This window comes from Pseudomonas sp. X4 (assembly GCF_040784925.1).
Taxonomy (GTDB): domain Bacteria; phylum Pseudomonadota; class Gammaproteobacteria; order Pseudomonadales; family Pseudomonadaceae; genus Aquipseudomonas; species Aquipseudomonas putida_Z.
Window position 1 is genome coordinate 1047383 of the sequence record NZ_CP160798.1, and the last position, 13300, is coordinate 1060682.

General features: G+C 65.1%; 13 protein-coding genes. 3 read left to right on the top strand and 10 right to left on the bottom strand.

From position 1 onward, the window contains the following. Window positions 1-166 precede the first annotated feature (166 nt). Window positions 167-1342: a Na+/H+ antiporter NhaA gene (gene nhaA / locus ABX298_RS04515; protein WP_367394127.1), complete on the top strand. Its 1176-nt coding sequence runs from the start codon at window positions 167-169 to the stop codon at window positions 1340-1342. 69 nt (window positions 1343-1411) lie between these two features. Here nhaA and ABX298_RS04520 read toward each other — a convergent pair whose 3' ends face one another. After that, complete coding sequence (locus ABX298_RS04520; protein WP_013973925.1) at window positions 1412-1876, bottom strand: glycine zipper 2TM domain-containing protein; 465 nt, start codon at window positions 1874-1876, stop codon at window positions 1412-1414. 146 nt (window positions 1877-2022) lie between these two features. Here ABX298_RS04520 and ABX298_RS04525 point away from each other — a divergent pair, with 146 nt between their 5' ends. After that, window positions 2023-2256: a hypothetical protein gene (locus tag ABX298_RS04525; RefSeq protein ID WP_317410475.1), complete on the top strand. Its 234-nt coding sequence runs from the start codon at window positions 2023-2025 to the stop codon at window positions 2254-2256. A 128-nt stretch (window positions 2257-2384) separates the two neighbouring features. Here the strand turns inward: ABX298_RS04525 and pdxH are convergent, their stop codons facing one another. The 5 genes from pdxH to dinG form a co-directional block, all read right to left on the bottom strand. After that, window positions 2385-3032, bottom strand: a complete 648-nt coding sequence (gene pdxH, locus ABX298_RS04530; protein WP_025340364.1) for a pyridoxamine 5'-phosphate oxidase — start codon at window positions 3030-3032, stop codon at window positions 2385-2387. 18 nt (window positions 3033-3050) lie between these two features. Further along, window positions 3051-4028: an OmpA family protein gene (locus ABX298_RS04535; protein ID WP_085614187.1), complete on the bottom strand. Its 978-nt coding sequence runs from the start codon at window positions 4026-4028 to the stop codon at window positions 3051-3053. 99 nt (window positions 4029-4127) lie between these two features. Then, the gene (locus ABX298_RS04540) at window positions 4128-5273 is read right to left on the bottom strand and encodes an EstA family serine hydrolase (RefSeq protein WP_025340366.1); all 1146 of its coding nucleotides are present in this window, start codon (window positions 5271-5273) and stop codon (window positions 4128-4130) included. A 227-nt stretch (window positions 5274-5500) separates the two neighbouring features. After that, a complete protein-coding gene (locus tag ABX298_RS04545) occupies window positions 5501-7735 on the bottom strand; it encodes a beta-galactosidase (RefSeq protein WP_367394128.1) in 2235 nt (744 codons plus the stop codon). Window positions 7736-7816: 81 nt separating this feature from the next. Beyond that, window positions 7817-9961: an ATP-dependent DNA helicase DinG gene (gene dinG, locus ABX298_RS04550; protein ID WP_013973931.1), complete on the bottom strand. Its 2145-nt coding sequence runs from the start codon at window positions 9959-9961 to the stop codon at window positions 7817-7819. A gap of 98 nt (window positions 9962-10059) precedes the next feature. Here dinG and ABX298_RS04555 point away from each other — a divergent pair, with 98 nt between their 5' ends. Beyond that, complete coding sequence (locus ABX298_RS04555) at window positions 10060-10524, top strand: CopD family protein (protein ID WP_003258897.1); 465 nt, start codon at window positions 10060-10062, stop codon at window positions 10522-10524. A 118-nt stretch (window positions 10525-10642) separates the two neighbouring features. Here ABX298_RS04555 and ABX298_RS04560 read toward each other — a convergent pair whose 3' ends face one another. The 4 genes from ABX298_RS04560 to ABX298_RS04575 form a co-directional block, all read right to left on the bottom strand. Next, the gene (locus ABX298_RS04560) at window positions 10643-11401 is read right to left on the bottom strand and encodes a collagen-like triple helix repeat-containing protein (protein ID WP_075046127.1); all 759 of its coding nucleotides are present in this window, start codon (window positions 11399-11401) and stop codon (window positions 10643-10645) included. Next, window positions 11394-11669 carry a DUF1145 domain-containing protein gene (locus ABX298_RS04565; RefSeq protein ID WP_025340369.1) on the bottom strand — a complete coding sequence of 92 codons (276 nt, stop codon included), beginning with the start codon at window positions 11667-11669 and terminating at the stop codon, window positions 11394-11396. The genes ABX298_RS04560 and ABX298_RS04565 overlap by 8 nt, the downstream gene beginning before the upstream one ends. A 98-nt stretch (window positions 11670-11767) precedes the next feature. Next, on the bottom strand, window positions 11768-12487 hold the full coding sequence (locus ABX298_RS04570) for an OmpA family protein (protein WP_075046128.1): 720 nt from the start codon (window positions 12485-12487) through the stop codon (window positions 11768-11770). 89 nt (window positions 12488-12576) lie between these two features. Next, entirely contained in the window at window positions 12577-13269 is a 693-nt protein-coding gene (locus tag ABX298_RS04575) for an OmpA family protein (RefSeq protein ID WP_025340371.1), read from the bottom strand. Window positions 13270-13300 lie beyond the last annotated feature (31 nt).

Sequence of the window (13300 nt, forward strand, 5' to 3'; positions counted from 1 at the left end):
AGACTTCCCCTCCCCACTCTTTCCCCATCTGCATCTAGGCTTCCCTCAGCCCAGCCAGTAACAACATATAACAAAAACGAATATAGTTTTTGTTTGAAAGCATATCGTCACAGGCTAGGGTGTACGCCCGTTCCATCGTCAACTGCTCATGGAGAGCCTATAGCCCGTGCGTAGCCTGTTCACCCGCTTCTTCCAGCTCGAAGCCGCCAGCGGCCTGTTGCTGATCGCTGCGGCCATCCTGGCCCTGATCATCAACAACTCGCCACTGTCCTACCTGTACAACGGCCTGCTCGACGTCCCCGTCGCCGTCCAGGTCGGCGCGCTGCACATCGCCAAACCGCTGCTGCTGTGGATCAACGACGGCCTGATGGCCCTGTTCTTCCTGCTCATCGGCCTGGAGGTCAAACGCGAGGTGGTCGACGGCCACCTGTCCAAGCCCTCCCAGGTGATCCTGCCTGCCACTGCCGCCGTGGGCGGCATGGTGATACCGGCACTGATCTACTGGTTCATCAACCGTGACAACCCGGCGGCCGTGGCCGGCTGGGCGATTCCCACCGCCACCGACATCGCCTTCGCCCTTGGCGTACTGGCCTTGCTGGGCAAGCGCGTGCCTGTGTCGCTGAAACTGTTCCTGATGACCCTGGCGATCATCGACGATCTGGGTGCGATCATCGTCATTGCCCTGTTCTACTCGGGCACCCTGTCGAGCGTGTCGCTGCTGCTGGCCGCCGCCTGCCTGGTAGTGCTGGTGGCCATGAACCGGCTTGGCGTGGTCAAGCTTGGGCCGTACATGGTCGTTGGCCTGATCCTGTGGGTCTGCGTGCTCAAGAGCGGTGTACATGCCACCCTGGCCGGGGTTGCCCTGGCCCTGTGCATCCCGCTGCGCACGCGCCATGCCGAACGCTCGCCACTGCTCGCCCTGGAGCACGCCCTGCATCCTTGGGTCGCCTACGCCATCCTGCCGCTGTTCGCTTTCGCCAACGCCGGCGTATCGCTGGCAGGCATGACCGTAGAAAGCTTCACCCACCCGGTGCCACTGGGCATCGCCGTCGGGCTGCTGCTGGGCAAGACCGTGGGTGTCTTCGGCCTGACCTGGGTCGCAGTCAAGCTGCGCCTGGCCGCGCTGCCTGTAGGCGCCAGCTGGGGGCAATTGCTGGGTGTGGCGATACTTTGCGGTATCGGCTTCACCATGAGCCTGTTCGTTGGCTCGCTCGCCTTTGTGCCTGGCAGCAGTGATTACGCCGGAATGGACCGCATGGGTATTCTCACCGGCTCGTTCTTCGCCGCCGTGATCGGCTATGCGATAACCGCCATGGCCAGCCGCAAGCCCAACGTCGGCTGACCTGGCCGCAGCATGAAAAAACCCCGACTGGCGAGCGCCATGTCGGGGTTTTGTCTTGTTGGGCAACGGTCAGTGCGTGACGCGGCTGGTGCCATCGACAGTCATGATGCGCACGCGGTCGCCAACGCGGAAGATCTCGTTCTGCTGCACGGCCTGCACATAGGCACGCATGCTGCCATCATCCTCACGCACGGTGATTTCGACACCCTGGGTACGAGTCAGGCCTTCTTCGGCGGCGGAACCGGCCAGGCCACCGGCAACGGCACCGATCACGGCGGCGACGATGCTGCCACGGCCCCCACCCACGGCGCTGCCGGCCACGCCACCGACGATGGCGCCAGCACCACCGCCGATCGGGGTCTTGGTGCCCTCGATCTTGACCGGGCGCAGGGACTCGATGGTGCCCATGCGCACGGTTTGCACGCGGCGGGCCTCATCACGGGAGTAGCTGTCACCGGTCAGGCTCGAGGCACAGCCACCCAGCAACAACGACATGGTGGTAAAGGTCGCCACCAGCAAAGCGGATTTACGCATGGGTAAAGTCTCCATAAGTCAGGTGCTCATTAGACGCTGCACGTTGACGGCTGTCACGGTACAAACGTAATAAAATTGTTTTCATTCAGCCAAGGGACAGCCTGCGTGGCTGTGTCGAGGCCTTTCAAGTGAGACCAAGGATAGCCATGGATTACTTCATCGTCGTGGTCACCACCGTTGCGGGGTTGTACTTCCACTGGTGGCTGTATGTGCGCATGCGCCGCTGGATGGACCGTGACCTGGCGTTGTCGCTGGCTGGGGCGGACCCTGGAAAACGCGCTTATATGCTGCAAAGGCTGGAGCAGGCGCGGGTGGAGAAGGTGGGGCGCAAGCAGTTGGCGGGGTGGTTGGAGCGGGAGGCTGCGGGGTATCCGGGGTAGCCTTGGAGATTGCTGGGGCCGCTTTGCGGCCCTTTCGCGACACAAGGCCGCTCCCACAGATTGGGTCTGCGCTGTACCTGTGGGAGCGGCCTTGCGTCGCGATGGGCTGCGCAGCAGCCCCCGGAATCTCAGGGCGCCAACCGCTCCCGCAGCCACTGCCCATCCACCAGCCGGTAGTTCAGTCGGTCATGCAGGCGGCTGGCCCGCCCCTGCCAGAACTCGATACGCTCAGGCAGCAATCGATACCCACCCCAATGTTCCGGGCAATGCGGCTGGGTGTCGGAGAAGCGCGCCTCGGTGGCCTTGACCAGCCCCTCCAGCTCCTCACGGCCGGCAATCACCTGGCTCTGCGGCGAAGCCCAGGCCCCCAGGCGGCTGCCCAACGGGCGCACCTGGTAGTAGGCGTCCGACTCCTGGGGCGTGACCTTTTCCACCCGCCCTTCGATGCGCACCTGGCGCTCCAGTGCCGGCCAGAAGAAGGTCATGGCGGCGAAAGGGTTGACCAGCAGTTGCTGGCCCTTGGCACTATCGTAGTTGGTGAAGAAGGTGAAACCACGCTCATCGAGCCCCTTCAGCAGCAAGATACGGCAGTGAGGGCGGCCTTCACCATCGACAGTGGCCAAGGTCATGGCGTTGGCTTCCACCGGTACCTGCTCGGTTTTCACCGCATCGGCGAACCACTGGTGGAACAGGGCGAACGGCTCCCCCGGGGCCTGGGCTTCGGCCAGGCCATCACGGGTGTAGTCGCGGCGCATATCGGCCAGGGATTGGGTCATTGCTGCGTTCCTTGACGATCAGTTGGTCTTCGCAGGGCTATTGGCAGCTACTTTCTTGTCAGTGGTAGCTTTCTTGGCGACGGGCTTGGCCGGCGCGGCTTTTTTCTTGGCCGTGGTCTTGGCTGGCGCCTTGGCCTTGGCTTTGGTTACAGGCTTCTTCGCCGCAGCCTTGGTGGCCGGCTTGCTGTCGGCAGGCTTGGCGGCAGGCGCCTTGACGTCCTGCACCGCCACCATCGGGGCCCGCGCCGGGGCGGCTTGCTGGTACTTGGCCAGCAGGGCGACCATGGTGTTCTGCGGGGTCAGCAGCATTTCCACACGGCGGTTCAGGGCACGGCCCTCGGCGCTGTCGTTGGCGGCGCGCGGCATTTCCGAGCCCATACCCTTGAGGTTCAGGCGATCACGCTGCAGGCCGCTGAGGCGGAAAATGGCCGACACCGAAGCGGCGCGCTCCAGGCTGAGCTTCTGGTTGGCGGCAGCGACACCGCTGCTGTCGGCATGGCCGAGCACCAGCACGGCGGTCTTGGCATCGCCCTCGACAGTCTTGGCCACACGAGTGATCGGGCCCAGGGTCATCGGCAGCAGCATGTTCGGACGGTCAGGGTTGTACGAGCTGTCCACCGGGATGGTTACGGCCAGCACGTTGTCACGGCGCTCCAGTTCCAGCTTGCTGCCCTTGATCGCCTCACGCAGCTTGGGCTCGTACTCGTCCAGCCAGGCCTGGGTGGCCTTCTGGTCGATCTTCGGTACCACCGGCCCCTTTGCCTGCTTCTCTTCACCGCCGAACGGCCACCACCAACGGCTGGCGTTGTCGGACTTGGCGTCGGCCTTGGCCACGTTTTCCGTGACGGCTTGCTTCACTTCCTGCTCGGCAACCTTGTCCGAACCGAAGGGCCACCAGCTCGAGGCGCTGTCCTTCGAGCCGTCCTGGGGGTGACTGGCGCAGCCGGTAACGGCGGTCAGGCACAGGGCGAGTGCTAAGGTTTTGTGTGAAGACATCAGCGATACACCATGAAATAGAAAGAAATTTTGCCTACGCCTTTCAGGCGTTGGCATTGAGGATAGTCAAAGGGGTGGGCCAACACCCGCATTACCCGATCAAAGGCAACTGGCAAGGACGCGTACCAGTTTCTGGGCTCGCGGGTCCATGAGCACATAAGGGCCGAGGGTATTGACCACGAAACCGAAGGCCACATCATGTTCCGGGTCAGCGAAACCGACCGAGCCACCGGCACCTGGGTGGCCGAAGGCGCGGGCCCCGAGGCCGAACGTGGCATTGGCCACGTCGGGCTGGTCGAGCATGCAGCCCAGGCCAAAACGGGTCTGGGTGAGCAGGGTGCGATCCTGGCCGAGGCTGTGCTCACGGGTCAGTTCGTCGAGCAGTTCGGATTCGAGCAGGCTGCCGTCCAGCAACCCTGCATAGAAGCCCGCCAGGCTGCGCGCATTGCCATGGCCATTGGCCGCTGGCTGCTGCATGCGCCGCCACTCCGGCTTGTTGGTACTGGTCAGGATCGCCGGCGGGTTGGTGAAGGCACGGGTCGACAGGGCCTCGGGCTCGCGCATGGTCACCTGCAGCAGGCGCTGCGCCGCAGCGTCCCCGGCGTTGCCCTTGCCACGGGCGATGTGCGCCACGCGATAAAACTCATCGTCCGCCAGGCCGACATGAAAATCCAGCCCCAACGGCCGAGCGGTACGGGCCACGATCGAGTCGCCGGGGCCACGGCCGTCGGCACGGCGGATCAGCTCGCCGATCAGCCAGCCGTAGGTAATGGCGGCATAGCCGTGCTCGGTGCCGGGTGTCCACCAGGGCGTTTCGGCAGCCAGCGCATCGACCATGGCCTGCCAGTCATACAGTGCCTCGGCCGGCAGCAGCTCACGGATGGCCGGCAAGCCGGCACGGTGGCTGAGCAGCTGGCGCAGGGTGATCGCCTGTTTGCCTGCCTGGGCGAACTCGGGCCAGTAGTTGGCCACCGGCGCATCGAGGGCCAGCTTGCCCTCGCCGACCAGTTGCAGGGCGGTGACAGCGGTGAAGGTCTTGGTGCAGGAGAACAGGTTGGCGATGGTATCGCTGTGCCAGGCCTGCTGGCCGTCCTTGTCGGCACTGCCGGCCCACAGGTCGACCACGGTTTCGCCACCAACCTGGATGCACAGCGCGGCGCCACGCTCCTGGGGATCATCGAACAGCGCGGCGAAGGCTTCGCGCACTGCTTCGAACTTCAGCTCATAGTGACCCTGGATCTGCACCCGCTGTTCTCCGTACGACCAATTCCGAAAATGGTGTGCATTGTTTCAGTAGTTTGGCGTTTTGCAAACTGGCTTGGGCTGGGTGGTCACTGTGGGAGCGGCCTTGTGTCGCGATGGGCTGCGCAGCAGCCCCGGCAATTTATGCAGCGCCGCTGAATTCAGGGGACTGCTCCGCAGTCCTTTCGCGACGCAAGGCCGCTCCCACAAAAAGACCGCGTCGTCCTGGGCTAGGGCGCCGGTTTTTCCAGTTGGGCGCGCAGCTGGCTCATTGCCTGCAAGTTGCTCTTGCGCACGGTATCGACAAACCCCGGGTATGGCATATCGGTGATCGCCACCAACCCGAGGTGGCCGTTCTCGCCATCGAGCAGGCGGCCGCTGGCCGGCTGGTCGAGGTACTGGAACCAGTGCGCGCCAACGATCATCGGCTGCGCCAGGGCCGCCTTGAGGAAGTTGCCGTAGGCCGGGCCACGGTCTTCTTCCCGCGCCACTTCCAGCGGCCCCGGCCAGAACGGCCCGCGATCGCGCGAGCCGAACTGGAACTCGGACACCAACACCGGCTTGTCCAGCTCGGCCAGGCGGGCGAAGTCGTAGCCATCCTGCGGCTTGAGGGTATAGAAGTTGAAGCTGAGCACATCGCAGAACTCCGCGCAGGCCTTGACCGCCTCCGGCGTGCTGACGGCATAGCGGCCCCCCAGCAGCAGGTGATTGGGCGCATGCCACTTCAACGAGTCGGCAATGGTCCTGAAGTAGGTTTCGGCGAACACCTGCTGGAAGTGCTGGTAGTCACGCTCGATTTCCGGGTGCTCCGGGTCGGGCAACGGTGCCTCGAAGCCCGGGTCCTCCATCAGTTCCCAAGCGGTCAGCTCGATGCCCCAGGCCTTGGACAGCCCTTCCTGGTTGCGGTACTTGTCACGCAACTGCTTGAGGAAGGCGCGCTTGGCCGGTACATCGGTGGTCAGGCGCAAGGTACCGTAGGCCAGGCCGTAACGCGCCGTCGGGTCGCTACCGGGGGCGGCCCAGGCCAGTTCGTTGTCGGCGAAATAACCGATCAGCCAGGGGTCGTCACGGTGATCGCGGGCGGCAATGGCCACGGCGCGCTCGGTAGCCATGGCAAAACGCGGGTCGAACGGGTCGGGCATGCGGCCCCACCAGTCCATGCCGGTGCTGATGCTGGCGTAATCCCCCACGATCGATAGCGGCAAGGTGTACGGCATGCGCCTGGCTTGGCCCAGGGCCGGCTCGCTCCAGTTGCCGACCGTGTTGAAACCCCAGGCCTGCAGGCGGTCGAGCGCATGCGCCTGCCAGCGGGCGGCATCCAGCGCCAATGGTGGGCAGTTGGCCGGCTGCCCTTCTACCGCGGGCGGGCAGGGTTTGCCATAGGTGCGCTGCAGGTTGGCGGCATAGAAATCGAACCAGCGCCCCTGTTTGAAGTTGCGCCCTTGCGACGAGGGGTTGCCGTCGTCGTTGTTGCCGTCGCCATAGAATGCGGCCAGTGCATCACCCTCGCCCGGCAACGCCTTGAACATCCCTTCACGCCCGGCGACGTAGGTACGCCCGCCATCCGCGGCCACGGCATTCACCCCCAGGGAATAGAATGGATGCCCCTCGGGCGTTACCAGGTACCAGCGGCCGTCACGCTTTTCGGTGCGGAAGAAGCCTTTGGCCTCGAACGCCGGCCCGGCCAGCAGGCCACCGTATGCATCCAGCTGCTGCTTGCCACGCTCTGCCAGCCAGCCTTTGAGCTGTTGCTGCTCGCGTGCATCGGCCGCCTTGAGCTGCTCGTCATTGGCAACCTTTTCAGGCCAATGGCCGCGGGTGGACTGGCCATAGGCATCGATCAGTTCATGGTAGGCCGCCTTGTAGGCCTGGTCGTCATCCTGGATGCCGACCCGCTCGATCAGCAGGTTCTGCGCCACCTTGGGGTTGGGGATACTCAGGCTGACCGACGCCACCTGCTTGAGGTCGACCGCGCCGGCGCTGCTGGTCAGCAGCAGGCGCTGGCCGCCATGGTTCCAGGGCATGGGCGGGCCGGCGCGCATGCCCTGGCTCAGCGGCGAGCTGGCCGTCAGCGGTACCATCACGGTTTGCGCAGGACCGGCCGGAAGGTCGATGCGGCTGGTCAACGTGCGGCCATCACTGCCCTGCACCATGACGTCCACGGTCAGCGCCCAATCCATCGCGCTTTGCAGGCGCAAGGTCAGGAACTGACCGCCGGACCAATCCCACACACCGCTTTGCGGGCTCAGCCGCAGGGTCGGCCGCTGGGCCGGGTTGAACACCACGCGCCGCAACACTTCGCCTTCGGCCGTCTGCTCCGCGTTGTACTGCGGCATGCCGGCATCCTCGGTCGCCACGTTGACCACCGAGGCCGGGCGCACGAAGCTGAACAGCGTCTGCTGCCCAGCCAGCAAGGGCGAGCTGAACAACAGGGCGAAAACGGCGGGCAGGGTACGGCGGACCATAAGGCTGGGGCTCTCCTTCAGGGCCCTCATGGCCCACGACTGAGTAATGGACAACGCGCCGGAGCAAGTGTGCTCCGGCGGTCAGGAAATCTCCCGCCGGAACGGCGGCAGCGCATTGAGAATAGCCTTGCCGTAGCGCTGGGTGACCAGGCGCCGGTCAAGCAAGGTGATGACACCGCGATCCTGTTCGGTTCGCAGCAGGCGGCCGCAGGCCTGGATCAGCCGCAGCGAGGCGTCGGGCACGGCAATTTCCATGAACGGGTTGCCGCCGCGAGCTTCGATCCACTCGGCCAACGCCGCTTCGACCGGGTCGTCGGGCACGGCAAAGGGAATCTTGGCGATCACCACGTGCTCGCAGTAGGCACCCGGCAGGTCGACACCCTCGGCAAAGCTGGCCAGACCGAACAGCACGCTGTGCTGGCCATCGTCGACCCGCGCCTTGTGCTTGTTAAGGGTTTCCTGCTTGGACAGGTTGCCCTGGATCAGCACCAGCTTGCGCCAGTCACGGTCCAGGCCATCGAACACGTCCTGCATCTGCTTGCGCGAGGAGAACAGCACCAGCGCGCCGCGGGCATCTTCGACGATGTTCGGCAGTTCGCGGATGATCGCTGCGGTATGCGCCGCCGCATCCCGCGGGTCGGCCTTGAGGTCGGGGACCCGAAGCAGGCCGGCATCGCCATGCACGAACGGGCTGGGCACCACGCAGGTGACCGCGTCACGCGGCAACCCCGAGCGCATGCGGAAGCGGTCGAACTTGCCCAGCGCAGTCAGCGTCGCCGAGGTCACCAGCGCGCCATGGGCCACGCTCCACAGGCTGCGGCGAAGCATTTCGGCGGCCAGGATGGGGCTGGCGTTGACTTCGATATCGAACAGCGCACCGCTCTCGGCCAGGGTCAGCCAGCGGGCCATGGGCGGGCTGTCTTCCGGGTCTTCGGCGGTAAAGGCCGTCCACAGCTCCCAGTTGCCCTGAGCACGGGTGACCAGGCTACCGAACAGCGGGTACCACTCCTCGGCCTGGTGGCTGGCGATGCCGATGTTGACCTCACCGTCCATGCCCTCCTTGAGCAGGTCGGCCAGGCGGGTAAACAGGTCGTTGAGGCGGGCAAAGCCCTTTTTCAGCTCGATGCCCACTTCGCGAATCTGCTCCGGCACCACGCCGCCTTCGAAGCGGTAGCGCGGGCGCTCACGGCCTTCGTTGTCCTCGCTGGGGCGGAAGTCGGCAACCTGCTCGCACAGGGTGAACATGAACTGCTGCTGGGTGCGCACTTCCCGCGCAAGCTCCGGCACCTGTTCGATGTACTTGCCCAGGTCACCGGGCAGCGGGTGCTGGGCCAGCAGCTTGGTCAGGTTCTTGGCGGTCTGTTCCAGCCAGTCGGCAGTGGAGCGCAGGCGCGAATAGTGGGCGAAATGGCCGATGGCCTTGTCCGGCAGGTGGTGGCCTTCGTCGAATACGTACATGGTGTCGCGCGGGTCGGGCAATACCGCGCCGCCGCCCAGGGCCAGGTCGGCCAGCACCATGTCGTGGTTGGTGACGATCACGTCGACCTTGCCCATGCCTTCGCGGGCCTTGTAGAACACGCACTGCTGGAAGTTCGGGCAATGACGGCCGGTGCACTGGCTGTGGTCGGTGGTCAGGCGCGCCCAGTCCTGGTCTTCCAGGGCTTCGGGCCAGCTGTCGCGGTCACCGTCCCAGCGGTTGCCGGCAAGCTTCTCGATCATGCTGTTGAACAGCTTCTGGCTGCGCTCGTCGACTTCGATGTGGAAGCCTTCTTCCTCGAACAGCTGGGCGGTGGCCGATTGGGCGTGGCCCTCCTGCAGCAGGATGTCGAGCTTGGACAGGCACAGATAGCGGCCACGGCCCTTGGCCAGGGCGAAGCTGAAGTTCAGCCCGCTGCTGCGCATGAGGTCGGGCAGGTCCTTGAAGACGATCTGCTCCTGCAGCGCCACGGTGGCGGTGGCGATCACCAGGCGCTTGCCGGCGGCCTTGGCGGCCGGAATGGCAGCCAGGCTGTAGGCCACCGTCTTGCCGGTACCGGTGCCCGCCTCCACTGCCACCACGGCAGGCTCGCCGGCACGGCGGCCTTCTTCGTCGCAGGCGATGTCGCCGAGCACCTTGGCCACTTCGGCGATCATCAGGCGCTGGCCATAGCGCGGCTTGAGGCTCTTGGCTTCGAGAAAACGCGTATAGGCGCCCTGGATGGTGGCTTTGAGTTCGTTGCTGATCATGGTCTGCAGGCGCCCGGAGGGCTGGATATATTTTCAGTGTTTCGCATGGGGCGGCTATCATACCCCGCTATTGCCCTTTATGCCGCATGGAGATCCGGATGCTTGCCTTTGCCCTGCCCTACACACTGCATGTCCTGGCCGCCCTGGTGTGGGTCGGCGGCATGTTCTTCGCCTGGCTGGTGCTGCGCCCGGCAACGGTTGCAGCCCTTGAGGGGCCTGCCCGGCTGCGCTTGTGGGTGGAAGTTTTCCGACGCTTCTTCGGTTGGGTCTGGCTGGCCGTGGCGATTTTGGCGATAAGTGGTATCGGCATGTTGCACATGCGCTTCAGCGGCTTCGAGACTGCACCGAAGTATGTGCAGGTGATGATCGGTGGAGGCATCGCCATGTTTGCCCTGTTCATGCGCATCCAGGCGTTGCTGCTGCCGGAGCTGAGGGCGGCGGTGCAGGCCGAAGACTGGCCGGCAGGTGCGGCAGTGCTGGGGCGGATTCGGCGGATGGTGGGGATCAACCTGCTGCTGGGCCTGGCGGTGGTAGCCGTGGCCAGTTCGCGGCTGATGCTCTGATATTGCCTGCACCGGCCCTATCGCCGGCAAGCCAGCTCCCACAGGTACTGCACATGCCTTGCAGCCGATGCGGTCGCAGTGGGAGCTGGCTTGCCGGCGATAGGGCCTGTACAGGTTTTCACAAGCGCTGCAGAATCAGCTCACCTGCAGCCCCGGCCAACCCAGGCTGGCCCGGCTGCCCCGGCCGGCCATTGGCGCCGGCGTCTGTGCGGTACACCAGGCAACCCTTGCTAGCCCCGCCCTTGCCGGCCTTGCCTGCAGCCCCGGCCTTGCCCGGTGCGCCGCCGTCCAGGCGCACCACGATGCGTTCTTGCGGGAAGCCCTGCGGCACGCTCAAGCGGATGCGCCCACCCGGCGCACCATCGTGCCCGTTGCCGCCGTCATCGCCATTGGCACCGCGGCTGGCCTGGCCCCAGGTGCAGCCACCGGCCTGGCCGTTGGCGCCATCGAGCCCCACGTACCCCGGCGCACCGGCACCGCCACGGGCATCGATGGCCAGGCGCTCGGCATCCACTTCAGCCAGTTTCAGGTCCAGGCTGCGACCCGACCGGGCTCCCCGCTGGTAAGTACCCGCCGCTCCCGGCGCACTGAATTCGCTACCCTCACCCAGCCGCGCGCTGCGCGCCTCGATCAGCAACGGGCTATCGGACGGTGCAATGGCGATACGCGCATCGCGCCCCAACTCCAGTTGGTCGACCTTCAACTCAGCGAGCGTGGCAGGCAGCAGCAGGGTTGCGGCATCGGCGACACGCAACTGTGCCAGGTGCACGCTTGCCGACTTGTCGGGCAAGCGCAGCATGGAATTGGCGGCGACCTCCAGGCTTTCGGCCTGGGCCAGGGGAACGGCCAACATGGCCAGCAACATCAGATTACGCATTTCGCGGCGCCTCCTGCACACGGGGGATGGACATGACATGGAAGATACCCGTCAACAGGATCTGCAGACGATCGAACCAGCGGTGGCTGCGCCCGCGCAGGCTGCCATTGAAGAACAGCACTTCGAGCAGGTGCAGGCCCAGCAAGGTGATGCCGGCGGCGTTGATCAGCAGGTTGAACGGCAAGGGTTGTGGCATCAACTGATTGAACAACACCACACCCCAGAAAGCGACTGTCAGGACCTTGCCCAAGCCCAGGATGAATTTCATATCCCGCCCCCATGGATTGTTGTTATGTCGAGACGGCCCGTTCGAGCGGGCCGTGCGACCAACATTAACTGCAATGTCAGGACAGGCGCCAGCACCACTCAGTTGAGGTGCAGCTCCACCCGTCGGTTGCGGGCGCGGCCCTCCTCGCTTTCGTTGTCGGTGAGCGGTTCACTCTCGCCGCGCCCCTGGCTGGTGACCTTGCCCGCCTCCAGCCCCTGGCTGATCAGGTAAACGGCCACGCTGCTGGCGCGGCGTTCGGAAAGTGCCTGGTTGTAGCTGTCGGAGCCTACGTTGTCGGTATGCCCGATCACGCTTACTTTCGCCACCGTCGGTGAATCGAGCTTCGCCACCAGGCCTTGCAGGCGCTGCTGGGCCGCCGGGGTCAGCTCGGCGGAATCGAAGGCGAACATCACCGCGCCGTTGTCATCCAGGATGATCACCTCTGGCGAGGGTTCAGGTTCAGTGGCAGGCGGCGATGCGGGGTACACCTTCAACGGGCAACCCATGTGGTCGACCGCAGTGTTGGCGGGGGTATCGGGGCAAAGATCGCGGCGGTCGAAAATACCGTCGCCATCTTCGTCGCCATCCTGGGCGTAACAGATCAGGCCCCCGGCAATGGCGCCAAGGGCACCGCCGCCAGCCGCCCAGCTCGAACTTTCGATGGCGCCCAGGCCACCACCGACCAGGCCGCCGAGCAGGCTGCAGATGGGCCAGGTTCTCTGGTTGAGCGGCGCGCCGCCATCGCTGTGGGTGGCGCAGCCCGCGAGCAGGCTGGCAGCCACCAACAGCGGCAGCGCCGCCTTCGACGTCACACTCATGCTGAATGCTCCTGTGTCATTGGCCACGGACGGTTGACCGCCGTGAAGGCGCGCCCGTGCCACTGCTCAAGGCACGGGCGCACGCCGCTCTACCGCTGGATCTTGATCTCGGTACGGCGGTTCATGGCGCGCCCATCGGCCGTGGCGTTGTCTGCCACCGGCTGGGTTTCACCAGCACCGACCACCGACACGAAGCTGCTGCGCGGCACACCGCTCTCGACCAGGTAATCGGTCACAGAGTGGGCTCGGCGCTCGGACAGTTTCTGGTTGTAGCTGTCGGAGCCGACGCTGTCGGTATGGCCGCTGACGCTCAGGCGGGCGGACGGCGCTTCCTGTTTCAGGCGCGTGGCAATGGTGTTGAGGCGCTCCTTGTCGCTGGCGGTCAGGCGCGCAGAGTCGAACTCGAAGTGCACATCGCGGATGACGATGACTTCTTCCTTCTGCACCACCACTTCCTCGACCACCGCGGCCGGCTCTGGCGGGCAGCCGTTGGCATCGACCTGCACACCGCGCGGGGTGCCTGGGCACTTGTCACGGCTGTCCGGCACGCCGTCGCCATCCTCGTCGCCATCGCCATGGGCCCAGCAATAACCCGCCGCCAGGCCACCGCCCAGCAACGCGCCCCAACCAGCCCAGCTGGAGCTCTCGATGGCGCCCAGGGCAGCGCCGCTTACACCCCCGACGGCGGCACATTTCGGCCAGTCGGTCTTTTGCAAACCTGCACAACCAGTCAACACACTGGTGAGCAGAACCAGGGGTATCGCTGTGCGTACTATGCTCATTTCATTGCTTCTCCTAGGGGGAATCGGCATA